Consider the following 25510-nt stretch of genomic DNA (forward strand, 5'->3'; position numbering starts at 1 on the left):
TGGTGTGGCATGAAGATTTTAATTGTAGCTGGAGGCAGCAAGCCATCTAAAGAACTTTTAGTCTTGGAAGCTGAGAACAGTGATTACATAATTGGAGTAGATAAAGGAACAGAGTATATTTTTGAATGCGGACAAAAACCTGATTTAATGGTAGGAGACTTTGATTCTATAAATGAGGAAAAATTAAATGACTATCGGTGCCTGGGAATTAAAATCCTTGAATATCCACCAGAGAAGGATTATACTGATACGAAATTAGCGGTTGTTAAATCACTTGAACTTCAAGTTGATGCTGTAGTGATGCTTGGCTGCGTTGGAGGTAGGTTAGATCATACATTAAGCAACGTTGGATTATTGTATGAGTATTTACAAGCTGGAAAAGAAGCATATATAAAGGATGATAATAATACAATATTTATGATTAACAAACCTACAACGTTTAAAGGTACTGCAGGCAATTATTTCTCCTTGATTCCATTTGGAGGCGCGGTTGAAGGACTTTCAATAGAAGGAGCTAAATATGGACTTGACAACTATAATTTAGACATAAGCAGTTCAAGAACTGTATCAAACGAGTTCACTTTATCACCAGTCAAAATAGATTTTAAAAGCGGAATTTTAATTGTTATATTTAGTAAAGATTAAAAATAGCATGTATCATTGTGCGTGTATATTAATATAATAGGTATAGGAAATATGTTTAGGTGTGATGCTGTTGTGCAAGGTAACTAGAAAATTTAGAAAAGGCTTCGGCAGAATTATTATATGGGTAGGAGCTGGAATTATACTTACTGTGGTGGTTCCTATTTGGGGGTGGATTGCCGTTGGTGGCGTTTCACTTATATATTTAGGCATTTACATGTCAAGACATTAGTATGTAAGCAATTATTTAAGGAGGATATATGAAGATAATGGCAATTAAGCTTCCTAAATTTTTATCTTCAATAATACGATTTTTTATCAGAAAATAATTCTGGAACATAAAAAAATGCAATTGTAAAATCAACTGCATTTTTTTATTTGCTATTAAATTCAAACAAATGATTATACGGCACGCTGTACCTTTCCGGAACGTAAACATCTAGTACATACATTAATTGTTTTTGATGTCCCATTAACAATTGCCTTAACTTTTCTTATATTTGGATTCCATCTTCTCTTTGATTGACGATGAGAATGGCTGAACTGTACACCGAAAGTTACACCTTTATTGCAAATTTCACATTTTCTTGACATTAAATCCACCTCCTTAGTTGCTTCAAAAAATTTACTGCATTTTCAAACAAATAATATTGTATCATATTGAGTATAAAATATGCAACATAAATATCAAATTATAAGATTTTTTTAGCTTTATATTACCATCATATGTTAAAGAAATAATATTATGTTCTTGAATATATCTATTAATTAATATAAAATAAACTATATGGGAATAATCGAGGAGGAATAGTGATGATTAATATAACTAACGAATATGGTTCCATAAGTTATTCAGAAGATACCATGGCAAATATAGTTGGTCTGTCTACGATGGAATGCTATGGTGTAGTTGGCATGGCTTCAAGAAGAGCTGCTGACGGTTTTTGGGAATTACTAAGAGGAGAAAACCTTAGCAAAGGGGTTAAAATAAATTTAAAAGAAAATGAATTAGCTATAGAGTTATATGTAGTAGTTGAATATGGTACTAAAATATCTGTTATAGCAAATAATATTATTCAAAAGATAAAATATAATATAGAAATGTTTACAGGAATTAAAGTATCAACTATTACGGTAAACGTACAAGGTGTAAGAGTCTAAGGGGGAGGACAAAATGAATTTATTAAAAATAAACGGCGAGACTTTCCATAATATGTTAGTGAACGCAAGTAACAGTCTTGAGGAGCAGAAGGAATTTGTGAATTCTCTAAACGTTTTTCCTGTCCCGGACGGAGACACAGGCACTAATATGTCAATGACATTAAAGGGAGCCGTTGAAGAGATTAGAGATATGAAAGCAGAAGGCGTAGGTGCTATTTCAAAAGCGTTAGCTAAAGGAGCTCTTATGGGAGCAAGAGGTAACTCAGGTGTTATACTTTCACAGATATTAAGAGGAATGGCAAGAAGTCTTGAAGGTAAAGTTGAAATAAATGCTGAGGAATTTGCTGATAGTCTTATGGAGGGTTCAAAAAGTGCTTATAAGGCTGTAATGAGACCTACGGAAGGAACAATCTTAACTATAACTAGAGCAGCAGGAGATAGTGCTAAAAAATCAGAGCAGCAAGATATAGTTAAATTAATGGAAGAAGTTTGTGAACATTCTAGGAATGTGCTTAATAGAACTCCAGAAATGCTTCCAGTTTTGAAAAAAGCAAAAGTAGTTGATTCAGGTGGTATGGGATACCTTGTTGTATTAAATGGTATGCTTGATGCATTAAAAGGAAATATGAAAGCAGAAGTAAAAGATGTTTCTCCGTCAAGTTTGGATAACAATGCTGCAAAAGCATTGAATTTAGAAGAAATTAAGTTTGGGTACTGTACTGAATTTATAATATTATCAGCTGAATGCAATAGTGAAACTTTTAGAAACGAAATAGAAGAACTTGGTGATTCACTTATAGTAGTTGGATATGATGATGTTATTAAGACTCATATACATACCAATGATCCAGGTATGGTTTTGTCAAAAGCTGTAACTCATGGGGAATTATCAAAGATAAAAATTGAAAATATGAGAGAGCAACATAGACATCTTTTAGTTGATGATAAATCTGTAGCTAGTGCTAAAGAGGCTGAAATAGAAGAACAGTACCATGATGAAGAAACAAAAAAATATGGTATAGTATCAGTAGCTATGGGAGAAGGTATATTTAATATATTAAAGGATCTTGGAGTTGATAAGGTAATAGAAGGCGGTCAGACTATGAATCCAAGTACTCAGGATATTCTTGAGGCAGTAAATGAAGTAAATGCTGAAACTGTTTTTGTATTACCAAATAATAAAAATATAGTAATGGCAGCTAATCAGGCTGTAGAGCTTACTGAAAAGGAAATAGTCGTTATACCCTCAAAATCCATTCCTCAAGGTATTACAGCTTTGACAGCATTTAATACCGATTTAGATACAGAGACCAATAAGAACAGCATGATTGATGCCCTAGGGACAGTAAACACATTACAGGTTACATATGCTGTAAGAGATACAGAGGCTGAAGGAAAACAGATAAAAGAAGGGGACATCCTAGGAATAGCTGAAGGTAAGATAACTGAAGTTGGGACAGATTTATATGATGTTACTGAGAAACTTATTGAGGATTGCATTAATGAGGATAGTGAGCTTATTACAGTAATTTACGGAAAAGATTGTAATGAGACTGATGTAGAAAACTTTAATAAGAAACTCGAAGGAAAATATAAGGATATAGATGTTCAATTTTATAATGGAGGTCAACCGTTATACTATTTTATAGCATCTATTGAGTAGCAAAAAGTATTAGAGTAATGTAAATAAAAAAGCCTTTAGGCTTTTTTTATTTATAAGTTGGATAAAATTTTTCATTTATTGAACTTGCTGCACTGAAATCTTGCGTATTAGTTTTTTATAGATAAAACTAAGCTTAATATTTTCTATATAGAATGAGGAGTTATATTCATGAATTTAAATAATGAAATAGATTATATAAAAGGAGTTGGACCTAAGCTAAAAAAAGCATTAAATGGTCTAGGAATAATTACTGTAAAAGATCTTCTTCTATACTTTCCGAGAGATTATGATCAGGTAAATGATATAGGCACAGAGGGAATGTCTGTAATTTGTGGGACGGTTGAACATATAGAAGCGGATATTATAACTAATACAGGTAAGAGATTGACTAAAATATTATTTAATACAGAAAAAAGTGCTATTCATGCTCAATGGTTTAACCAGCCATATATAAAAAATTCTTTTGTTATTGGAAAACAATATAGGTTATACGGAAAAATAAGTGAATACAAAGGGAATAAAATTATGGTGAATGGTAAAATCATTGCTAATAACAAGGATATACCGCCATTCGTACCTAAATATGCTGTAAATAATGCAGTTAAATCCAGCAGCATAGAAAAAATAGTTAAGACACTTCTTGAGCAAATAGAAATAAATGAAAATATGCCAATACATATATTAGAGAAGTATAGTTTGTGCAGTTTGGATTTTGCAGTAAGAAATATACATTTTCCTATTAATAGAGAAAATCTTATGCAAGCAATAAAGCGTCTAAAATTTCAAGAACTGTTTGTGTACTCCCTTAAGCTCCAATTAATAAAAAAGGAAAATAGAATTAAACAGGGTGATGGTATCATGTTTAAAATATCTAGTGAGTTAGTTAAATTAAAAGAAGCGTTACCTTTTAAGCTAACTGAGGCACAAAACAGGGTTATTAGAGAGATATTGGTTGATGAAAAGAGTCAAAAAACGATGAATAGATTGCTTCAAGGAGATGTAGGCAGCGGGAAAACCATAGTAGCTTTTATTGCAATTTTTAATGTTATAAAAAATGGTTATCAGGCATGTCTTATGGTGCCTACAGAAGTATTGGCAAATCAGCATTTTAGTGAAGCTAAGAAGCTCTTTGAAAAATTCAATATAAATATTGCATTACTAGTAGGTAGTATGACAAATAAGCAAAAAAAACAAGTTAAGGAGCAGCTTAAAAGTGGTGAAATTCACTTAGCTATTGGAACTCATGCTCTTATTCAGGATGATATAGAATTCTATAAACTAGGTATGGTAGTTACTGATGAACAGCATCGATTTGGAGTTTATCAGAGGGCACAGCTATTAAATAAAGGTGAGAATGTGGAAGTGCTAGTAATGAGTGCTACACCTATACCGAGAACCCTTTCATTATTTCTTTATGGGGATCTGGATCTTTCTATTATTGATGAATTGCCGCCAGGAAGAAAGCAAATTGATACAATGGTGGTAGAAATAAATAAGAGCGCCTGGGTATATAATATGATGGTGGATGAAGTAAAGAAAGGCCGACAGGGTTATATTGTATGTCCATTGATTGAAGAAAACGAGCAGCTTGATTTAAATTCTTTGCAGACTTTATATAAACAATTAAAGAAGTCATTTTTTAAGGATATCTCAGTTGAAATGATGCATGGCAAGTTAAGTCCCAAAGATAAGGAAGAGATTATGGAAAAATATAAAAATGGGGAAATTAAGATCCTAATCTCAACTACAGTTATAGAGGTTGGAATAAATGTACCTAATGCATCAGTAATGGTTATAGAAAATGCTGAAAGATTCGGACTTTCACAGCTGCATCAGTTGAGAGGTCGAATTGGGAGAGGAGAATATAAATCTTATTGTATATTATTAGCTAATATTAAAAGCGAAATAACCAAAAAGAGGCTTGAAGTGATAAAAAATAGCAGTGATGGTTTTAAAATAGCAGAGGAAGATATGAAAATAAGAGGTGCAGGAGATGTATTTGGGTTTAATCAGCATGGAGATAATGCACTAATACTTTCCAATATATATCAGGATATGTCCATATTGAAGGCTGCGAATTACGAAGCTAGGAACCTTATAAATGAAGAGGATAAATACAGTAATATTATAAAAGAACTTTCGGAAGAAATAAATAATTCGTCAAAATATATCTGTTTTAACTAAAAAATTAAACATTAATTGTATGTAAATTCACAATGTGCTAAAATAATAGGGAAATGACGACAGGAAGGAATGAGTACATATGAGAATAATTGCGGGTCTTGCAAAAGGAAGAAAACTCATACCACCTTCTGGTATGGAAACAAGACCTACTTTAGATAGAGTAAAAGAAGCTATGTTTAATATAATTCAGAATAGGGTTTACGGAGCAAAAGTGATAGATGTATTTGCAGGTACTGGAAGTCTCGGATTAGAGTCTGTCAGCAGAGGTGCAGAAAGCTGCATACTAGTAGATAAGTTCCCGGATACGTTTAATGCACTAGTAAAAAATGTTGAAAGTTTGGGCTTTAAGGATAAATGTACGTGTCTTAATATGGACTCCTATGAAGCTCTCAAGAAGGCTTATAAAGACGGCAATAAGTTTGATATTATTTTTATTGATCCGCCGTATTTAAAAAATATGATTCCAAAAGCTATTGAATTAGTGTATCAGTATCAACTGCTTCAAAGTCACGGAATAATTGTTACCAAAATAGATTCAAAAGAGGATATATATGAAGGTTTTGAAAAGTTACGCTTGAGTGATAACAGACGTTATGGACACACAATAGTATGCTTTTACGAGTATGAGTAGATAAAATTTTATTACAGAATAATAGCAGTTTATATTGATGGAGGAACACAATGAAAGTAGCAGTATACCCAGGAAGTTTTGATCCAATTACAAAAGGTCATGAAGATATTATAAAGAGAGCAGCTAAGGTTTTTGATGAATTAATTGTAGTTGTCTCAGTGAATCCGGATAAAAAGGGACTCTTTGATATACCTGAGCGAGTCGAATTGATTAAACGAGTCGTGAAGCCTTATGCGAATGTAAAGGTAGAAAGTTTTGACGGCCTTGTTATAAACTATATGAAGACTCATGATATTAAGGTTATTATTAAGGGGCTAAGGGCAATGTCCGATTTTGAATATGAATTTCAAATGGCTCTTATCAACAACAAATTGGATTCATCAGTTGAAACTCTTTTTATGATGACCAATACGGAATATTCTTTTTTGAGTTCATCAGCGGTTAAACAGACAGCTATGTTTGGAGGGTGTATAAAGGGACTCGTTCCAGATGAAATACTTAATGATGTAATAAAAAAAGTAGGAAATAGGAGATGAAGTAATGGATGTTATTCAATTATTGGAATATCTTCAAGAACTTATTGAAGGTGCATCAAAGGTACCTATAACTGGCAAAATTCTATTAGATAAAGCAGAAGTAATGGACATTGTAGACCAGATTGTTAACTATTTGCCAGATGAATTTAAAAAAGCTCAATGGCTTTTGACAGAAAAAGAAAGAATACTAGATGAAGCTAACAAGCAGTATGAATCAGTAAAAAAAGAAACAATGGAAATGATGAAAAAGCAGGTAGAAAATCATGATATAACTAAGGAAGCCCAAATAAAAGCCCAGGAAATTATAGCACAAGCTCAGAGAGATGCTAAGACTATAAGACTTGGCGCACGGGACTATGCCGATGAAGTTCTGTCTGAGCTTGATAGAGAGATTGAGGATAAAACTAATAAAATGCTCGTGACAATGAAACAGAGTATGGAAACTTATATTCAATCTGTTGCTAAAGAGGTAAAAGATAATTCCACAAAAATACGAGGTAATATAAAAGAACTAAGAAGTATGAAATAATTTATATACATATATGTACATAGCTATTTATTATTAATAATACTGCAGAGCATAGTGATGCAAATAATCCTTGGATGAATTTACGTTTTATGTATTTTGATATAGATAGCTCAGGAAAGACATACATAAATGAGTATACTTGCGATATTACGGATAGTCCGCTGAAGCACATTAAAAAACTTGCCAGCACACATTTATATTCTATTGCCATGTTTATTAATGATATCATTTTGCAGCCCTTTGTAAATTCTATGGAACCAAGTATAAGAGATTTCAAAACTATGTATACATGTGAGTTAAATGAAAATTTCATAATGAAAAAATCTAGAAAGAAGTTATAGTTAATAATATCTATAAGTACTGCGAAAAATATTATGTATCCGCCTATGGAGATTGAGCTCCTTATAGCATTTTCAATACTCTTTTTTATGGCACTTCCTATATTTGGAGTATTAATATTTTTTTCGCTATGTGCTGGTATGTATGTAAAAGAAACAGGTGGACTTATAAAGAATGACATCAATATGCAACTTAGATAGTTTGAGCATAATATAATGAAACCAATAGTAGAATTTTTAAACATTGAATTTCCTAAAGTACCTATGATGAAAATTGGACTTGCATTGGAGGCTATATTAAGCATCCTCTGGCAAGTTTCTTTATCTATTGTTCCCTTTTCATATAGATCGCACGAATATTTTGCACCAAGGGGATAACCGCATAGCATGCTTATTATTACAACAATACTACTGCTTGTAGGTAGATGCAGAGGTTTACAGAGAAGTCTACCTAAATATTTAGCATATATGTTTACACCGTTATATTCAATTAATAGATTACAGATTATTAGAAATGGAAATAATGATGGAAACACTGAAGTAAAAAATAATTTAGCTCCTGCTAATGTAGATTCCATGCACAGCTTTGGAAATAGTACAAAAAAAATTATCGTGCAGCTGCATAGGAACACAACTATGTAATTGAGATTGATTTTCTTAAATATGAATGACACAAGAAAAGTAAACAGTAAAATAAAGGACACAAGAAAAATAGTATCTATCATATGTTCCTCCAGTTAATATTTTTTATGAATTCTAATTATATATATATTTATAATTTAAACTGGAAGAAATATTACAAAAATCAAATTATTATCGGGCTTTTTATGTAATCCTGTTTATAGGAAATTTTATCATTTAAAATACTATATGCATTAGTACTCAATACATCCATGTCTAGCAGTGGGTCTGTAATGTATTTGGGCAGCTTCGTATAAATTCGTATAGATGAAGTATTTTTTATTCTTTTCAATATTTCAGCACCTATAGAATTCAATCCAAGCACCCTGATATATTCAATTGGAAGCTTTGTTACGGAATCCAGTGAATATTTTTCAAAGCCGATGAAATATTGAGCTAATATTCTGCTTATCCGTGTATAAGTATAGCCTTTTGTCTTAACCTTCTTTATGAAATCGTCAAGGGATGAACTATTGCCGATAAAATTCATCATTCTATTCAATAAATCATTATTACAGTCTAAAATATTTAGGATATCTTTTGACGAATCTGTTATTAGCTTATATTTTATATAGCTGAACATATCTTTTGAAAAAATAAAATTATAATTGCTCTGTTTTAATTCTTTCATAGTATTAGAGCTGCCTTCAGGCAAATGGGATAACAATGAGTTTAAATCGTCATTATTCATTAGGTTATGTCTTATTGCACTAGCACTTGAAAAAGTATCACTTAAAGCTAAACTATTATAGCTTCCTCCGACTCTTCTAATTGTAAAAGGCTCAATGGTGGATTTACATTTAATGAGTGCTTTACAGTACTCTATCCCTAATATATTATTAGGATTATTAAGAATTTCATTATAGTTAGTTTTAGGATCTTCAGAAAAATAGTTTTGAACTGTCAAAGCTCTTGCGGTTGGAAAATCATATCCTGCCTTTATATATTTTTTTATGTTTGCTTTAAATTCAATTGGTTCATCAAATAATACCGATGCTATTTTATTAAGTGTTTTTACCTCTCCAAGTTCACTCCCAAAAGATAAATAGTTCACTATGCTTAAACTGTTTAGAATACTTACCGCAGCATTAGCGAAGTATTCAGCTGAACTTAATGAATATAGTGAAGGTAATTCAAGAACCAGATCCACTCCAGATTTTAGTGCCATTAAAGTTCGATTCCACTTATCAATTAGTGCTGGTTCACCTCGTTGTACGAAGTTACCACTCATTATGCAAATAAGCCCGCTGCAATTTGTAAGCTCTTTTGTTTTTTCTATTTGATATTTATGTCCATTGTGAAGAGGATTATATTCACTTATTATTGCTGATATTATCATAGTCAATCACCTCGTACTTTGATAAATATATATAATAACTATAGTATAAGTAATCTTCAAAGTAAATATTGCTAATCAGATCAATTAGAAATGCCAAATGGGTAATTGGAAAAATTAAAAATTGATTTTTTTCATAACTAAACATGTATTTTGAAATTTTATGTTGAAAAATACCTACTGTGAGGAGTATATTATTATTGATATGCATTTATAAATAGATATGGCATAGAGAAAACTAACTTTTAGAAAAGAATAATTTGTGTCTGATGATTTTTTCTAGTTTCTAAGTTAGTGACAGAATTGTATATCTTTAGGTATGCTTTAATTTTCGAAAGGAGAAATGAACATGGAATTAATGAAAAAAATATGGCAGCTAGCAAGAGAAAACAGAAAAAAGATAGTTCTGCCAGAAGGAAATGAGGAGAGAACTTTACTTGCCTGCAAGAGCATCAGAGATAATGGTATTGCAGAAATAATACTTGTAGGTAATGTAGAAGAAATTAGAAATAAAGCAAAAGAGATAGGTGCCGATATTGAAGGAATAAATATAGAAGATCCGGAAACTAGTGATAAGACAAAAAAATTAGCAGAAACTTTCTATGAACTTAGAAAAAACAAAGGAATGACTCTTGAAAAAGCCGACAAAATAGTTAGAGATCCGTTATATTTTGGAACTATGCTTGTTAAAACAGGTGAAGTAGATGGAATGGTATCAGGTGCTATTCATACTACAGGTGATTTATTAAGGCCTGGTCTTCAAATTGTAAAAACTGCTCCTGGTGTATCTGTTGTTTCCAGCTTTTTCATTATGCAAGTTCCAGATTGTGAATATGGACAAGACGGAATGCTTGTGTTCTCAGACTGTGCAGTTAATCCTAATCCTAATCAGGATCAGCTTGCTTCAATAGCTGTAGCTACAGCTGAGACAGCTAAAAATCTATGTGGTCTTGAACCTAGAGTAGCAATGCTTTCATTTTCAACTATGGGAAGTGCAGATCATGAGATGGTAGACAAAGTAAGAAATGCTACTAATATTGTAAAAGAAAAGAGACCAGATATATTAATCGATGGTGAATTACAGTTAGATGCTGCTATAGTAAGAAAGGTTGCTGATCAGAAGGCTCCTGATAGTGATGTCGCAGGAAGGGCAAATGTTCTAGTATTTCCTGATTTGCAAGCTGGAAATATAGGTTACAAATTAGTTCAAAGATTTGCAAAGGCTGAAGCTATTGGACCAATATGTCAAGGATTTGCAAGACCAATAAATGACCTATCTAGAGGATGCAGTTCGGAGGATATTGTAAATGTAGTTGCAGTAACCGTAGTTCAGGCCCAAAATTGTGCTAAATAATTTAGAATATGGAGATGATTAAATGAAAGTACTTGTCATCAATTGTGGAAGTTCATCACTTAAATATCAACTTTTTGATATGGAAGATGAATCAGTATTAGCAAAAGGTCTAGTAGAAAGAATAGGAAATAAAGGCTCAAATCTAACTCAAAAAGTAAGTGGAAGAGAAAACTATGTAGTTGAAAGACCACTTAAAGACCATAAGGATGCTATAAAATTAGTTGTAGACACTCTTACTGATAAAAACAATGGTGTAATAGGTAATATGAGTGAAATATCTGCAGTAGGACACAGAGTTGTTCATGGTGGGGAAAAGTATGCAGAATCCGTACTTATCGATGATGAAGTTATGAAAGCTATGGAGGAGTGTATAAAGTTGGCTCCTCTTCACAATCCACCTAATATAATTGGCATAAAGGCTTGTCAAGCTCTTATGCCTAATGTTCCTATGGTTGCAGTTTTCGATACTTCATTTCATCAGACTATGTCTGAGGAGGCATATATGTATGCCCTTCCATATGAATTTTATCAGAAGTTCAAAATCAGAAGATATGGTTTCCATGGAACATCTCATAAATATGTTTCAAAAGTAGCTGCAGAGATGCTTGGTAAGAAAGCAGAGGATTTAAAAATGATAACCTGCCATCTTGGAAATGGCGGAAGCATTACAGCTGTTAAAAATGGTAAATCTATTGATACTAGTATGGGCTTTACACCACTTGAGGGAATCGTAATGGGAACAAGATGTGGAAATATAGATCCAGCCATATTAACTTATCTTATAAATGAAGAAGGATATACTACTGAAGAGTTAGATAATATCTTGAATAAAAAATCTGGTCTTCTTGGTCTTTCTGGAGAGAGCAGTGATTTTAGAGATATAAACGCAGGAGAACAGAAAGGCAACGAACGTTGTAAATTAGCGCTTAAGGTTTACATATATAAGATAAAGCAGTTTATAGGCTCCTATGTAGCTTCTATGAACGGGTTAGATTGTCTTGTGTTTACTGCAGGTATTGGAGAAAATGCATATGAGATAAGAGAAAGAGTATGCGAGAATATGGAATACTTAGGTATAAAAATAGATAAAGAGAAGAACAGAGTTAGAGGAGTTGCTGTAGATTTTACAGCTGAAGGCTCTAGAGTAAAGGTACTAGCTATACCTACAGATGAAGAGCTTATGATAGCTAGAGATACAGTAAGTCTTATTTAGTATATATAAATAGAAATCCTAGAGAGTGATAAGGTTTCTATTTAAGTTCAGAAAAAACAATGTGGGCAGCTAAGGCTATCCATAGGTTTTATTCTCTAGTAAAATGTAAATCGTATAGCATGGTTATTAGTTATTTTTTGAATATGCCTAATTTATCTTGACTTTTTAAAAGGTAATTTATATAATTGATTGTGGCAACTGTAATTAAAAGTTAATATAAGGAGTGAGTAATAAGTTATTCCAGTGTGGGTGCATTTATACATATGGGTATAACTTGGCTAAAATGTTTATTGATATCGAAGATATTATCTCAAGAAAGACATCAAAAAAAGATATTAGTATTTGTGTAAAGCCACAAGATATATTTAAGAATGAAAGCGAAGTCAGAGCAAAGAATGACCTTAATTTTTCTGGTGAACTTTACGCTGCTAGTGAAACCATTAATCTGGAGGGTAAACTTTCTGGCGACCTAATGCTTACTTGCTCTAGATGCTTGGAAGAGTTTCCTTATCATTTAGATTTGGAGATTCAAGAAAAGTTTTCTTTAGTTCCTAACAATGAAGATGATTCTACTATTTTCATTGATAGTGATAAAATTAATTTTATCTATATATTTGAAACCAATATTTTAATGTCACTTCCAATGAAGAAATTGTGTAGTGATGATTGTAAAGGGTTATGTCAGCACTGTGGCACTAATTTGAATCACCGTACGTGCAATTGTAATAGTGAGAATATAGACCCTAGACTGTCTAAATTGAAAGACATGTTTTTTACTGATTAAGGAGGTGTTATAGTGGGAAACCCAGCTAGAAGATTTTCTAAAGCAAGAAGAGATTCAAGAAGAGCTCAGACTTTTAAGCTTAGCGTACCAGGAATGGTAGAGTGTCCTCAATGCCATGAATTGAAGCTCGCTCATAGAGTTTGCAAGAATTGTGGTTATTATAAGGGAAAAGAAATAGTTGCTCTTGAAAAATAAAGGAAGTCTGTATGCCTTCTCTTATTTGGGACATTACCTTTAGGTATTGTCCCATTTCGTTTAATTGGGGGATATTAATTTAAATATGTTCTCTTTCAATGTTAAAATATTTTAAGGAAGGATGATTATATTGAAGATTTCTGTAGATGCTATGGGCGGAGATAATGCGCCTAAGGCTGTAATAGAAGGCTGTATTGCTGCAATTAAAAGCACTGATATAGATATAATACTTACAGGACCAGAATCGCTATTACAAGAACAACTATCTAAATATGATTACGATAAAAGCAGAATAGAGATATTAGATGCACCAGAAGTTATTGGTACTAATGAACATCCTGTAATGGCGATTAGAAAGAAAAAAAATTCAAGCCTCAATATAGCACTTGACTGTGTGAAAAATGGAAAAAGTGATGCAGTAATATCTGCTGGCAGTACAGGAGCAATTTTGGCTGGTGGTCTGTTTAAAATTGGACGTATAGAAGGTGTAGAAAGACCTGCTATTGCACCTATGCTTCCAGGAAAGAATAAATCCTTTATCATAATCGATGTTGGAGCAAATGTAGATTGTAAACCAAGTAACTTGCTTCAATTTGGAATTATGGGAAATATATATATGCAAGATGTAATGGGTATAGAGAAACCATCTATAGGTCTAATTAATATTGGCGCAGAAGAAGAAAAAGGCAATGAACTTACCAAAAGTGCATATAAGCTTCTTAAAGAAAGCAAGCTTAATTTTATTGGTAATGTTGAGCCAAGATACATACCTAATGGCGATGTGGATGTGTTAGTCAGTGATGGATTTGTTGGAAATACATTTTTAAAGACCTATGAAGGCGTTGCTTCTACAATTTTTTCTATTTTGAAAACAGAAATAAAATCATCCTTGAGAGGAACTATTGGCGGACTTATATTAAAACCTGTATTTAGCAGATTCAAAAAAAGATTTGATTATAAAGAAATTGGCGGAGCACCATTTTTAGGTATAGATGGAATATGTATAAAAGCACATGGAAGTTCTGATGCCAAGGCGATTTATAATGCTATAAGACAAGCAAAAATATTATTTGATAAAAAGATTATTGATAAAATAAAAGAGAGTATAACAGAGAGTTTAAGCACTGAAAGTTAATATTATAGTAATTAAATATCATTTTAATATTGACGTTATAATAGTTATATAATATTATCTAATTGAAGATTTCTTTAGGAGGTGAGTTTATGATATTTGATAAGGTTAAGGAAATATTAGCTGATAAGCTAAGTTTAGAAGAAGATGAGATAAGTATGGAATCATCCTTTATAGATGATTTAGGAGCGGATTCTCTTGATATAGTTGAGCTTATTATGGCTCTTGAAGATGAGTTTGACATTGAGATTCCTGACGAAGAAGTTGAAAAAATAAGTACTGTAGGAGATATAGTAGAGTACATAAGAGCCCACAGTGAAGAATAAGATTAAAGACCCCGTTTAAACGGGGTTTTTAGATTATTAAAATAAATTGTATTTTATCAGACTGTTTTCACTAAAAAAATAATGCCGGGTAGTCGTTATTTTCTTAGTAAAAATATAGAATTGGTAAATTCTAAATAAAATCTATTATTGCATAGAAGAGGTAAGTTAATGAATTACGATAAAGACGTTTTAAAGGAACTAGAAAAAACTATTGGAGTTATCTTTGAAAATAATGAATTATTGAATGTAGCAATTACTCATAGTTCGTTTGCTCATCAAAAAAATGGTGTCCAGTTTAATGAGAGACTGGAGTTTTTAGGTGATTCTGTTTTACAATTAACAATAACTGAATATCTATATAAAAAATACAAAAGAAAAACTGAAGGCGATTTGACTAAGCTAAGAGCACTTATTGTTTGTGAAAACTCGTTGTATGAGGTAGGGCGAGGATGGAACCTTGGACAATATATATATATGAGCAAAGGCGAAGAGCTCACAGGAGGAAGAAGCAGAGTATCCATTCAGGCAGACTGCGTAGAAGCAATTATTGCTGCAGTTTATTTGGATAAAGGATTTGAGTATGCAAGGGATTTTATATTAAGGATATTTAAAAATATTATTGATAAGGCCCTTAAGAACAAAATAGTAATGGATTATAAGACGAAGCTTCAGGAAGTACTTCAGAAAGATGGAGAAGTTAAAATAGAATATAATATAGTAAAATATGAAGGACCTCCACACAGAAGAAAATTTTTTGCTAATCTTAATGTAAATGATGTTCAAACAGGTGAGGGAGTAGGCTATAGTAAAAAAGAAGCTGAACAGGAAGCTGCTAAAATGGCTTTAGAGGAAATGGAGGAGAAGCTTTGAAAGAAAGACATTATATAATACCAATTTTTGTACCGCATGAAGGTTGTCCTCATAATTGCGTTTTTTGCAATCAAGATACTATTACTGGTCAGAAAGAGGTCGTTGACCATGATTATGCTATAAATATTATAGAGAGTTATCTTAAGACTATGGATGCGGAAAATAGTGTTATAGAAGTATCTTTTTTCGGTGGAACATTTACTGCTATAAAAGCTCAAAAACAAGAGGAACTACTTGAAGTTGCATACAACTATAAGAAGGAGCACAGGATTGATTATATAAGGTTATCAACAAGACCTGATTATATAGATGATGAAGTACTTACTAGGCTTAAAAAGTATTCTGTAGATATTATAGAATTGGGTGTACAATCTATGGATGATAAGGTATTAAAGCTAGCAGGAAGAGGGCATACAAGAAAGGATACTATAGAGGCTTCTAAACTTATAAAGCAATATGGTTTTATGTTAGGACATCAGATTATGCCAGGACTTCCTGGAGCTGATGAAGCTAGTGATTTAATGACATGCAGTGAAATTATAAAGCTTAAACCAAGTATATGTAGAATTTATCCGGCTCTTGTACTTAGAAATACTCCCATGGAGAAGATGTATCGAAATGGTGAATATAAGCCATATACATTAGATCAAGCTTTAGAGGTTGTTAAGAAAATATATCTAGATCTTCATAAGAGTAATATAAAGATAATACGAGTGGGACTACAAACTAACGATGATATAGCACCAGGTAAGGATATAATAGCTGGTCCATTTCATTCAGCGTTTAGGGAACTTATAGAGGGAAAATTATATTGTGATAAAATAGCAAATAATGCTGCTTTTATAAAAGATAATCTTGAAATTCGAATTAATCCTAAAGACATATCTAAACTGTATAGCAATAGAAAGAAATTTTTTGTTGACATGAAAAAACAGCTTATTACTAGTAACTTAAAGATAACCCTAGATGAAAACGTAGAACGAGGAAGCATAATGCTTCAATATGGCGATAAGAGCCTGAATTTGTCGATATTTGATTAAATGCTTATATTTTATAAAGAAGGAATAACAAAACATTTATAGAATATAAGAGGTGTACATTCTTTATATCAAATATTATAGGGGGAATTAAGTTATGGAAGTTTTAAAAGTATCAGCACAATCTCAGCCGAAGTCTGTCGCAGGTGCATTAGCAGCAGTTCTAAGAGAAAATTCAGCAGCTGAAGTTCAGGCAGTTGGTGCAGGAGCAGTAAATCAAGCAGTGAAGGCTATAGCTATTACACGAGGTTTTGTAGCACCCAATGGAATCGATTTAGTAGTTGTCCCAGCGTTCTCCGAGATAACTATTGAAGGTGAAGAACGCACGGCAATAAAGTTTATTGTGGAGCCAAGATAAAAGGATCTTGGTTCAATGTATGACAACTTTAATATTTAGGTGATGTAAAAACGGATTTTTAAATCCGTTTTTTTGCTTACATTGAATTGATAAATTAGTAAAATTAATATAAACTATAAAAGTATAAATATCATTAATTATGTATGGAGGCGGTTTTATGAATGTTAAAACTAGAAATATAATAATGAGAGTAATAATAGGAATTGTTATGATTTCATTTTTAGCGACTTTTATAACTTCCTTTATGAGCTAAGAAGATTGTATGAGAAGTAATAAGGTTCTTCTATATAGAGCTTATCCTCTTGTTTGATATAAAATAGATTTAGCATCGATAATAAGTTTTTTCTCGCATGCTTTATTGTAATATTTTTATAGATAGGAGATTTTAAATGTTTTTAAGAACACTTGAAATAAGAGGTTTCAAATCATTTGCAGATAAAACTGAACTAAAATTCAAAGATGGAGTTACTGCAGTTGTCGGTCCGAATGGTAGCGGAAAAAGCAATATTTCTGATGCAGTTAGATGGGTATTGGGTGAGCAAAGCGTAAAGAGTTTACGTGGAGGCAAAATGGAGGATGTTATTTTTGCAGGCACGGAGTATAGAAAACCGGTTGGGTTAGCACAAGTGGCTATAACACTTGATAACTTAGATTATGAATTGCCTATAGATTACTCAAGCGTTACCATCTCAAGGAGACTTTACAGATCTGGTGATAGTGAATATTATATAAACAATACACAATGCAGATTGAAAGATATACAGGAATTGTTAATGGACACAGGTATAGGTAAAGAAGGCTATTCAATTATTGGTCAAGGTAAGATCGATGCTATATTAAGTGGAAGACCAGAAGAAAGAAGAAATCTATTAGAAGAGGCTGCTGGAATTGTTAAGTATAAAAGCAGAAAAGAGGAAGCTGAAAAGAAGCTTGATAATACTGAACAGAATCTTCTTAGAATATTTGATATTTTATCTACTTATGAAGACAGGATTGAGCCATTAAGGATAGAAAATGAAAAGGCTAAGAAATTTCTCGAACTTTCAGAAACACTTAAGGAAGAAGAAGTATCAGTAATTGTTCATTTTATTAACGAGAATGAAAAAAAGGTAAAGGAATTTACTGAAGCGGCTCGAAAGCTTCAATCTAAGATGGAAGTATTAATTGATAAACGAGAGCAGAAGAAACTGTCAATAAAGAAACTATATGATGAAGTAGAAGAAAATGAAAATAGATCAGCTAGTGATAAAGAAAAATATTATAGTTTTTTAAACGAAAGGCAAGACCTTGTTTCTAAAAACAATGTGCTTCAGGAAAGAATAAATAATCTAAATGAAAATATTAAAAAATATGAAGATGAAAAGAAACAGATTGAAGCTCAGATGGGAAAACTTGAAAGTGAAAGAAAAATTAATGACGATGAACTTATTAATTATATAAAAGATCAGAAGCAGGTTATTGATAAATTGCAGGAGTTCGAAAATAAGATACAAGAAAAAGATAAGGAACTTATAAACAAAGAGAACGCTGTTAATGAGGGGAAAAATGTTCAGATAGAATTGGTAAGGAAAATTACTGCTATTAATAATGACATTAATTCAATAAATATAAATTTGGAAACAATTGAAAAGAGGAAACAGCAGATTTATCAATTTATTGAGAACAACCATAACTCTATAAAAGTAAAATCTGTTACAATTCAAGATTTGAAATCTCAGCAGACAGAATTAACGATAAAGAATGAAACCCAGAAACAAGATATAAAAGATAAGAAGAGGAAACTTACTCAATTAAATAGCAATATTTTTGAACAAGAGAAGAGCCACAAGGAAAAAATAAATATTTTTAATAAGCTAGAGGCTAATTATCTAGCACTTGAGAATTTAGAAAAGCATTATGAAGGCTACAATCGATCTGTGAAGATGCTTATGCAGGATATTGAGCAAAATAAAATACAGAAGGCTTCAGAAAAAGCCTTTGTGCTAGGTAATATTATTAGTGTAGAAAAAAGGTTGGAAACAGCAATTGAAATTGCATTGGGCGGTGCAGTGTCAAATATTATAACTAGTGATGATGGAGTAGCAAAAGTACTTATTGAATACTTGAAGAAAAATAGGTTGGGGAGAGCTACATTTCTTCCTTTAAACATAATAAAAGGTAAACGAATTGATTTGCATCAAAAGGTAAATAATTTAAATGGGTACATTGGTATAGCTAGCGAATTAATAAAATATGATGATAGGTTTACAACTGCTATTGACTATGTGCTTGGCAGAACAATAATATGCGATAATATAGACAACGCACTAAACATAGCTAAAAGAACCGATTTTAGTTATAGAATTGTTACACTTACAGGTGAAATGGTAAATGCTGGTGGCTCTATGACAGGAGGAAGCATACAGCAGAAGGGCTCTAATGTTATTGGTAGGAAGAGGGAGATAGAAGAAACCAAAGAAAAACTCAGTGATTTAAAAAATAGTATTGTTTTAGAAGAAGTGAACATTGATAAGCTTAAGGCAGAAGCAAAGAATTTAGATGATACTATACTAAATATAAGAGACAATATACACTTTAATGAAATAGAAATTACGAAGTTATACAGTAAAATAGAATCATTAAGTGATGAAATAAATAGGCTGGGTAATGATGTAAGCACACTTAAGGAAGAAGTAAATCTTATAGAAGAAAAGGCCGGAAGCTTAAGAGCAGATATAGGTTCATTGACAAATAAGAAAAGTGAACTTGAAAAGGCAGAGAGTGATAATAAGCAGCAAGTAGAGGATATTCAAAAGTATCTATTAGAAAATAAATCAGGTCTAGAAGAGTTGAAAAATGAATTTAATAAGCTTAATGTTGATAAAGCAAAAATGGATGAGGTAGTACTAAATCGAAAGGTGAATTTAACAAGGATAAAGGAATCATTTGATGAAGCTAATACTAGACTTTCTAGTATTGTTTCAGAGTTAGATACAGCTATAAAGAATATAGCGCTGAGTAACGAGAATATAGAAAAAAATGAAAGTATAGCTAAAGAAATAGATGCAAAATTGAAAAGCTATGATGAGCAGTTTAAAAAGAGTGAAGTAGAGAGAATTCATATTAAGGACATCATCAACCAAGAAAATACTGAACTTGAGAATATTCAGCAGCAGCTTAAAGCTATTGAAGAGGAAAAACATATATTTGATATTGATGCAGCTAAAAATAGTACTGAAACTGAAAATTTTTATCACAAATTAAATGAAGAATATAAGCTTACTTTAGCAGAAGCTCAAGATATAAAAATTGAGATAGCAGATATCAATGAAATGAAAAAGCATATTAACAAGCTAAAAACTCAAATAAGCGCCCTTGGAACTATTAATTTAGGTGCTATAGAAGAATACAAGGAGACTGCCGAAAAATACAGCTTTATGAAAAGTCAAAAGGATGATTTAATTCAAGCTAAAACTGAACTTGTAGAAGTTATAAATGAAATGACGCAAAAAATGAAGGATGTTTTTAACACAAACTTTAAAAAACTTAGAGAAAACTTCAATGAAACATTTAAAGAGCTGTTTAAAGGCGGAAATGCGGACTTAATATTGGGACAAGGAGATGAACTTGTCGCACCAATAGAAATTAATGTACAGCCGCCTGGTAAAAAACTTCAGAACATAAATTTAATGTCGGGAGGAGAAAAGGTTCTTTCAGCAATAGCACTTTTATTTGCTATATTGAAGATGAAGCCTACTCCATTTTGTATATTAGACGAGATAGAGGCTGCACTTGACGATGCTAATGTAATAAGGTATGCTGAATTTTTAAAGACTTTTTCAAATAACATTCAGTTTATAGTAATTACACACAGAAAAGGAACTATGGAAGCTAGTGATGTGATGTACGGTGTCACGATGGAAGAGAAAGGCGTATCTAAAATAGTGTCTGTAGATTTAAAAAAATAGACAAATGATAGGGGTGTATATCTATGTTTTCCGGATTTTTCGAAAAACTAAAAAATGGACTTTCAAAAACAAAAAATTCTTTTACTGATAAGATAAGTGAAGTGCTAAAACTTCATTTAGTTATTGACGATGAATTGTATGATGAAATAGAAGAGATACTTATTACTGCTGATATAGGTATGAATACAACCATCGAAATAATCGATAACCTTAAAGCAAAAATTAAAAAAGAGGGTATAAAGGACACATCAATGGTGCAGCCATGTTTGAAACAGGTTATTGAGGAAATGCTCTTAGTTCCAAAAGACAGTATTATTTCTGATAGTCAAAAAAATATAATCCTAATAGTTGGAGTTAATGGTGTCGGAAAGACCACATCTATAGGCAAATTATCACATAAGTATAAAGAAGAAGGAAAGAAAGTTTTGATGGCTGCGGCAGATACATTTAGAGCTGGGGCTATAGAGCAATTGGATGTATGGAGCAAGAGGAGTGGTGTTGATATAGTTAAGCAGCAAGAAGGTGCAGACCCTGCAGCGGTGGTATTTGATGCACTTCAAGCCGCAAAATCCAGAAATACTGAAATACTCTTTTGTGACACTGCTGGCAGGCTTCATAATAAGAAAAATCTTATGGATGAACTGGCTAAAATAAATAGGGTTATAGATAGAGAAAGCGTAGGAGCTAATAAAAAAACTCTTTTGGTGTTAGACTCAACCACAGGCCAAAATGCTGTTATGCAGGCTAAACAATTTAGTGAGATATGCCCTTTAGATGGTATTATACTTACTAAATTAGATGGTACATCAAAGGGCGGAGTCATTATTTCTATACAGAAGGAGTTAAATATTCCGGTAAGGTTTATAGGGGTAGGAGAAGGCATAGACGATCTACAGGAATTTGATGCAAAGCTTTATGTAGATGCATTATTTGGTGTTAAGTAAAAATACTTGACACCAAATAATATATCTGATAATATATTCTATGTTGCGAGGCGAGTTATGGAAGATATTATTGAAGTATCAATGCTTTTGGATAACTATGGTTGTCTGCTTACAGAAAAGCAATTTAATATAATGAGTATGTACTATTATGAAAATCTTTCACTTACAGAGATTTCTGAGATTATGCATACTAGCAGGCAAGCAACTTATGATTTGATTAAACGCTGTAATAAGCAGCTTTATGATTATGAAAAAAAGCTGAACTTGAAAGATAACTTATGGAAAAGAGAAAAAGTTAAAAAGGATATTATTCAGCAGTTAGATGAAGCTGAAAAGGCTAACGGTAAAGAGGAACTTATATGTATTATTTCTAATATTAGAGAGAAAATTATGAGAGATTTATAGGAGGCATATTATGGCTTTTGAGGGCATAGCCGAAAGATTACAGGAAACTTTAAAAAAGCTTAGAGGTAAGGGGAAACTTTCCGAAAAAGATATAAAAGATGCTATGAGAGAAGTTAAGCTTGCTCTTTTAGAGGCTGATGTTAATTTTAAAGTTGTTAAAGGCTTTATAAATTCTGTAAGTGAGAAATGCTTGGGCAATGAAGTTTTGGAAAGTCTAACTCCTGGTCAGCAAGTTATAAAAATTGTAAATGATGAGCTAGTCACTCTTATGGGTGGTACTGAGAGCAAAATTGAGTTTGGTAATAATATAACTATTATTATGCTTGTAGGTCTTCAAGGTGCAGGTAAAACTACTATGGCTGGTAAGCTGGCACTTCATTTCAGAAAAACTAATAAAAAACCTTTATTAGTAGCTTGTGATATATATAGGCCTGCGGCAATAAAACAGCTTCAGGTAATTGGAAAGCAAATAGATATACCAGTATTTACAATGGGAGACAAAGTGAATCCAGTAGATATTGCTAAGGCTGCTATTGAACATGCCCAAAGTGAAGGAAACAATGTAGTCATTGTAGATACAGCTGGTAGATTAAGTATAGATGAAGAATTAATGGAAGAGCTTAAGAGTATTAAGGATAATACGAACCCTAATGAGATTCTTCTCGTAGTTGATGCTATGTCCGGTCAGGATGCAGTAAATGTTGCAGAAGATTTCAATAATAAGCTAGACCTAAGTGGCGTTATCCTTACTAAGTTAGATGGTGATACAAGAGGTGGTGCTGCATTATCAATAAAAGAAGTCACTAAAAAGCCTATAAAATTTGTAGGCATTGGTGAAAAAATGAATGATTTTGAAGTATTTCACCCAGATAGAATGGCATCCAGAATACTTGGTATGGGGGATGTGCTATCGCTAATAGAAAAAGCTCAGACAGCATTTGATGAGAAACAAGCTAAAGAATGGAGCAACAAAGTAATGAATCAGGAGCTTGATTTAGAAGATTTTCTTCAAATGACGGCTCAGATGAAAAAGATGGGACCTTTAGGTAAACTTATTGAAATGGTTCCAGGTGTTAATTCAAAACAACTTCAAGGGTTAGATTTAAGCAAAAGTGAAAGTGAAATGAAAAGAGTAGAAGCAATTATCCAGTCTATGACGAAAAAAGAAAGACAGAATCCTTCACTTGTAGCTGGATCCACTTCAAGAAAAAAAAGAATTGCTAATGGTTCTGGTACTACTATTCAGGAGCTTAATAAAGTATTAAAGATGTATGACTCTATGAAGAAAATGATGAAGCAGATGAAGGGCTTGCAAAAAGGTTCTAAAAAGGGCATGTTAGGTAAGTTTCCTTTCATTAGATAAATAGTATAACGTTAAAGGAGGTGAAATTAATGGTAAAAATAAGATTAAGAAGAATGGGTGCTAAGAAATCTCCATTTTATAGAATAGTTGTTGCTGATTCCAGATCTCCAAGAGATGGAAGAGTAATCGAAGAAATAGGATATTATAACCCACTTGTAGAGCCTGTACTTGTAAAAGTTGATGAGGAAAAGGCTACACAGTGGATAAAAAATGGTGCGCAATTATCAGATATAGTTAAGAGATTATTTGATAATGCTGGTATTACTGGAAAACTATCAAAGTAATGATAGGGAGGTGAACTCTGCATACAGTATATGACTATATGCAGAATATCAATGAAAGAATTAGTTGAAATAATAGCTAAAGCTTTAGTTGATAACCCTGATATGGTAACTGTAAATGAGGTTGCTGGTCAGCAGTCAACTATTCTTGAATTAAAAGTAGCACCTGAGGATATGGGAAAAGTAATTGGTAAGCAGGGAAGGATAGCAAAAGCTATTAGAACTGTTGTTAAGGCAGCTGCTATTAAAGAAAATAAAAGAGTAGTAGTTGAAATTATATGATTTAGAGTTAGGTTTTTCCTAGCTCTTTTATTAATTGGGGATATCATCTTTCTGAGATGCTCCTTTTATTAAATTTTAAACTCTTATAAAGGAAGTGATTTCTAAACGTGAAAGAGACGCTTACAATAGGCCAAATCATAAATACTCATGGAGTAAAGGGAGAGCTTAAAGTGTTTCCTCTTACTGATAATACTCAGAAATTTAAAAAGATCAAAAAGGTTTTACTGGATGGCGAAGAAAGAGATGTATTATGGTGCAAACTTCAAAACGATAAAATTATTTTAAAACTTGACGGTATAGATACCATGGATGCAGCGGCAAGACTAAAAGGAAAAAAATTAGAAATTTATAGGGAGAACGCAGCCAAGTTGCCCACAGGCAGCTATTATGTAGCGGATATTGTTGGCTGTAGAGTTGTTGATACTAACGGTAAAAAGTTAGGTGATGTTAGTAATGTAATATTTACAGGAAGCAATGAAGTATATTGGGTAAAAGGCGAAAAAGAACTTATGGTGCCGGCAATTAAATCAGTAGTAGAAAATATAGATATTGAAAATTCCGTTATCACTATTAAGCCTGTAGAGGTATGGAATTATGAAGATTAGCATACTTACATTATTCCCTGATATGTTTAACGTTTTTAATCATAGTATTATGGGAAGAGCTATTACTAATAAGATTATTGATTTAGAACTTTTTGATATAAGAGATTTTACGTTGGATAAACATAGAAAGGTTGATGATTATCCTTACGGAGGAGGGGCAGGTATGGTTATGGCTGCTCAGCCCGTAGTAGATTGTATTAAGCATGTTAAGAAGAAAAATAAAGGAAAGGTTATATTTCTTGGGCCTAGAGGGAAAACTTTTAACCAGAATATGGCAAAAGATTTATCTTCTGAAGAAGAACTAATCTTTTTGTGCGGTCATTATGAGGGAATTGACGAGAGAATATATGAATACATAGATGAAGAAATATCTCTAGGAGATTTTGTGCTTACGGGTGGAGAGGCTGCTTGTATCCCCATAGTTGATTGTATATGTAGACTTATTCCCGGGGTATTGTCCAACAGTGAGAGTTTTAAAGATGAATCTTTTTATGATGGACTTCTGGAATACCCGCAGTATACGAGACCGTTAAATTATGAAGGAATGAAAGTCCCAGAGATATTGATGTCTGGTCATCATGAAAATATCAGAAAATGGAGAAAATATAAATCAATTGAGATAACAGAACAGAGAAGGCCAGATTTACTGGAAAAATATCAATTATCAGCTGAGGAAAAGAAGATAATCAAAGAATTTCGCGATAAATTATAAA

29 protein-coding genes are annotated in these 25510 nt (G+C 32.3%); 26 read left to right on the forward strand and 3 right to left on the reverse strand.

The window, feature by feature from the left end:
• Positions 1 to 9 precede the first annotated feature (9 nt).
• The 3 genes from CLORY_RS10350 (at position 10) to spoVM (ending at position 971) form a co-directional block, all read left to right on the forward strand.
• On the forward strand, positions 10 to 645 hold the full coding sequence (locus tag CLORY_RS10350; protein WP_079423974.1) for a thiamine diphosphokinase: 636 nt from the start codon (positions 10 to 12) through the stop codon (positions 643 to 645).
• 70 nt (positions 646 to 715) lie between these two features.
• Entirely contained in the window at positions 716 to 874 is a 159-nt protein-coding gene (locus CLORY_RS23275) for a hypothetical protein (protein WP_169911587.1), read from the forward strand.
• A gap of 28 nt (positions 875 to 902) precedes the next feature.
• Complete coding sequence (gene spoVM / locus CLORY_RS24210; protein WP_139376015.1) at positions 903 to 971, forward strand: stage V sporulation protein SpoVM; 69 nt, start codon at positions 903 to 905, stop codon at positions 969 to 971.
• A gap of 73 nt (positions 972 to 1044) precedes the next feature.
• Here spoVM and rpmB read toward each other — a convergent pair whose 3' ends face one another.
• Positions 1045 to 1236 carry a 50S ribosomal protein L28 gene (gene rpmB / locus CLORY_RS10355; RefSeq protein ID WP_079423976.1) on the reverse strand — a complete coding sequence of 64 codons (192 nt, stop codon included), beginning with the start codon at positions 1234 to 1236 and terminating at the stop codon, positions 1045 to 1047.
• A gap of 219 nt (positions 1237 to 1455) precedes the next feature.
• Between rpmB and CLORY_RS10360 the strand changes: the two genes are divergently transcribed.
• From CLORY_RS10360 to CLORY_RS10385, 6 genes are all read left to right on the forward strand, one after another.
• The gene (locus CLORY_RS10360) at positions 1456 to 1803 is read left to right on the forward strand and encodes an Asp23/Gls24 family envelope stress response protein (RefSeq protein WP_423236518.1); all 348 of its coding nucleotides are present in this window, start codon (positions 1456 to 1458) and stop codon (positions 1801 to 1803) included.
• A 13-nt stretch (positions 1804 to 1816) separates the two neighbouring features.
• Positions 1817 to 3466, forward strand: coding sequence for a DAK2 domain-containing protein (locus tag CLORY_RS10365; protein ID WP_079423980.1), 1650 nt, complete (start codon positions 1817 to 1819; stop codon positions 3464 to 3466).
• 168 nt (positions 3467 to 3634) lie between these two features.
• Entirely contained in the window at positions 3635 to 5650 is a 2016-nt protein-coding gene (recG, locus tag CLORY_RS10370; protein ID WP_079423982.1) for an ATP-dependent DNA helicase RecG, read from the forward strand.
• A gap of 79 nt (positions 5651 to 5729) precedes the next feature.
• Complete coding sequence (rsmD, locus tag CLORY_RS10375) at positions 5730 to 6281, forward strand: 16S rRNA (guanine(966)-N(2))-methyltransferase RsmD (protein WP_079423984.1); 552 nt, start codon at positions 5730 to 5732, stop codon at positions 6279 to 6281.
• Between the two features lie 50 nt (positions 6282 to 6331).
• Positions 6332 to 6817, forward strand: a complete 486-nt coding sequence (gene coaD / locus CLORY_RS10380; RefSeq protein WP_079423986.1) for a pantetheine-phosphate adenylyltransferase — start codon at positions 6332 to 6334, stop codon at positions 6815 to 6817.
• A gap of 4 nt (positions 6818 to 6821) precedes the next feature.
• Positions 6822 to 7346, forward strand: coding sequence for an ATPase (locus CLORY_RS10385; RefSeq protein ID WP_079423988.1), 525 nt, complete (start codon positions 6822 to 6824; stop codon positions 7344 to 7346).
• 1 nt (position 7347) lies between these two features.
• On the opposite strand, the gene ylbJ is transcribed toward CLORY_RS10385, so the two are convergent.
• A complete protein-coding gene (ylbJ, locus tag CLORY_RS10390) occupies positions 7348 to 8409 on the reverse strand; it encodes a sporulation integral membrane protein YlbJ (protein ID WP_079423990.1) in 1062 nt (353 codons plus the stop codon).
• An 80-nt stretch (positions 8410 to 8489) separates the two neighbouring features.
• Positions 8490 to 9704 carry a nucleotidyltransferase gene (locus CLORY_RS10395; protein WP_079423992.1) on the reverse strand — a complete coding sequence of 405 codons (1215 nt, stop codon included), beginning with the start codon at positions 9702 to 9704 and terminating at the stop codon, positions 8490 to 8492.
• Positions 9705 to 10050: 346 nt separating this feature from the next.
• On the opposite strand from CLORY_RS10395, the gene pta reads away from it, so the two are divergent.
• The 17 genes from pta to trmD all read left to right on the forward strand — a co-directional run bounded on the left by pta (position 10051) and on the right by trmD (position 25509).
• Positions 10051 to 11055, forward strand: coding sequence for a phosphate acetyltransferase (gene pta / locus CLORY_RS10400; RefSeq protein WP_079423994.1), 1005 nt, complete (start codon positions 10051 to 10053; stop codon positions 11053 to 11055).
• Positions 11056 to 11077: 22 nt separating this feature from the next.
• Entirely contained in the window at positions 11078 to 12268 is a 1191-nt protein-coding gene (locus CLORY_RS10405; protein WP_079423996.1) for an acetate/propionate family kinase, read from the forward strand.
• A gap of 283 nt (positions 12269 to 12551) precedes the next feature.
• The gene (locus CLORY_RS10410) at positions 12552 to 13052 is read left to right on the forward strand and encodes a YceD family protein (protein WP_242954395.1); all 501 of its coding nucleotides are present in this window, start codon (positions 12552 to 12554) and stop codon (positions 13050 to 13052) included.
• 12 nt (positions 13053 to 13064) lie between these two features.
• Positions 13065 to 13247 (forward strand): 50S ribosomal protein L32, encoded by a 183-nt coding sequence (rpmF, locus tag CLORY_RS10415; RefSeq protein WP_079424000.1) that lies wholly within the window; start codon positions 13065 to 13067, stop codon positions 13245 to 13247.
• Positions 13248 to 13377: 130 nt separating this feature from the next.
• Positions 13378 to 14382 (forward strand): phosphate acyltransferase PlsX, encoded by a 1005-nt coding sequence (gene plsX, locus CLORY_RS10420; protein WP_079424002.1) that lies wholly within the window; start codon positions 13378 to 13380, stop codon positions 14380 to 14382.
• Positions 14383 to 14471: 89 nt separating this feature from the next.
• A complete protein-coding gene (acpP, locus tag CLORY_RS10425) occupies positions 14472 to 14705 on the forward strand; it encodes an acyl carrier protein (protein WP_079424004.1) in 234 nt (77 codons plus the stop codon).
• A gap of 168 nt (positions 14706 to 14873) precedes the next feature.
• The gene (gene rnc, locus CLORY_RS10430) at positions 14874 to 15575 is read left to right on the forward strand and encodes a ribonuclease III (protein ID WP_079424007.1); all 702 of its coding nucleotides are present in this window, start codon (positions 14874 to 14876) and stop codon (positions 15573 to 15575) included.
• Positions 15572 to 16615, forward strand: coding sequence for an elongator complex protein 3 (locus CLORY_RS10435; RefSeq protein WP_079424009.1), 1044 nt, complete (start codon positions 15572 to 15574; stop codon positions 16613 to 16615). Before rnc ends, CLORY_RS10435 begins: the two co-directional genes overlap by 4 nt.
• 94 nt (positions 16616 to 16709) lie before the next feature.
• The gene (locus CLORY_RS10440) at positions 16710 to 16970 is read left to right on the forward strand and encodes a stage V sporulation protein S (RefSeq protein ID WP_021655065.1); all 261 of its coding nucleotides are present in this window, start codon (positions 16710 to 16712) and stop codon (positions 16968 to 16970) included.
• A gap of 389 nt (positions 16971 to 17359) precedes the next feature.
• Complete coding sequence (gene smc, locus CLORY_RS10445) at positions 17360 to 20917, forward strand: chromosome segregation protein SMC (protein WP_079424011.1); 3558 nt, start codon at positions 17360 to 17362, stop codon at positions 20915 to 20917.
• Between the two features lie 23 nt (positions 20918 to 20940).
• The gene (ftsY, locus tag CLORY_RS10450; RefSeq protein ID WP_079424013.1) at positions 20941 to 21861 is read left to right on the forward strand and encodes a signal recognition particle-docking protein FtsY; all 921 of its coding nucleotides are present in this window, start codon (positions 20941 to 20943) and stop codon (positions 21859 to 21861) included.
• Positions 21862 to 21918: 57 nt separating this feature from the next.
• Complete coding sequence (locus tag CLORY_RS10455; protein WP_079424016.1) at positions 21919 to 22266, forward strand: putative DNA-binding protein; 348 nt, start codon at positions 21919 to 21921, stop codon at positions 22264 to 22266.
• A 10-nt stretch (positions 22267 to 22276) separates the two neighbouring features.
• Positions 22277 to 23629 carry a signal recognition particle protein gene (gene ffh / locus CLORY_RS10460; protein WP_079424019.1) on the forward strand — a complete coding sequence of 451 codons (1353 nt, stop codon included), beginning with the start codon at positions 22277 to 22279 and terminating at the stop codon, positions 23627 to 23629.
• Positions 23630 to 23658: 29 nt separating this feature from the next.
• Positions 23659 to 23913: a 30S ribosomal protein S16 gene (gene rpsP, locus CLORY_RS10465; protein ID WP_079424021.1), complete on the forward strand. Its 255-nt coding sequence runs from the start codon at positions 23659 to 23661 to the stop codon at positions 23911 to 23913.
• Between the two features lie 51 nt (positions 23914 to 23964).
• Entirely contained in the window at positions 23965 to 24192 is a 228-nt protein-coding gene (locus CLORY_RS10470; protein WP_079424103.1) for a KH domain-containing protein, read from the forward strand.
• A gap of 107 nt (positions 24193 to 24299) precedes the next feature.
• A complete protein-coding gene (gene rimM, locus CLORY_RS10475) occupies positions 24300 to 24797 on the forward strand; it encodes a ribosome maturation factor RimM (RefSeq protein WP_079424023.1) in 498 nt (165 codons plus the stop codon).
• Positions 24787 to 25509: a tRNA (guanosine(37)-N1)-methyltransferase TrmD gene (gene trmD, locus CLORY_RS10480; protein WP_079424025.1), complete on the forward strand. Its 723-nt coding sequence runs from the start codon at positions 24787 to 24789 to the stop codon at positions 25507 to 25509. The genes rimM and trmD overlap by 11 nt, the downstream gene beginning before the upstream one ends.
• Position 25510 lies beyond the last annotated feature (1 nt).

The sequence above is a fragment of the Clostridium oryzae genome, assembly GCF_002029235.1.
GTDB classification, from domain to species: domain Bacteria; phylum Bacillota; class Clostridia; order Clostridiales; family Clostridiaceae; genus Clostridium_AE; species Clostridium_AE oryzae.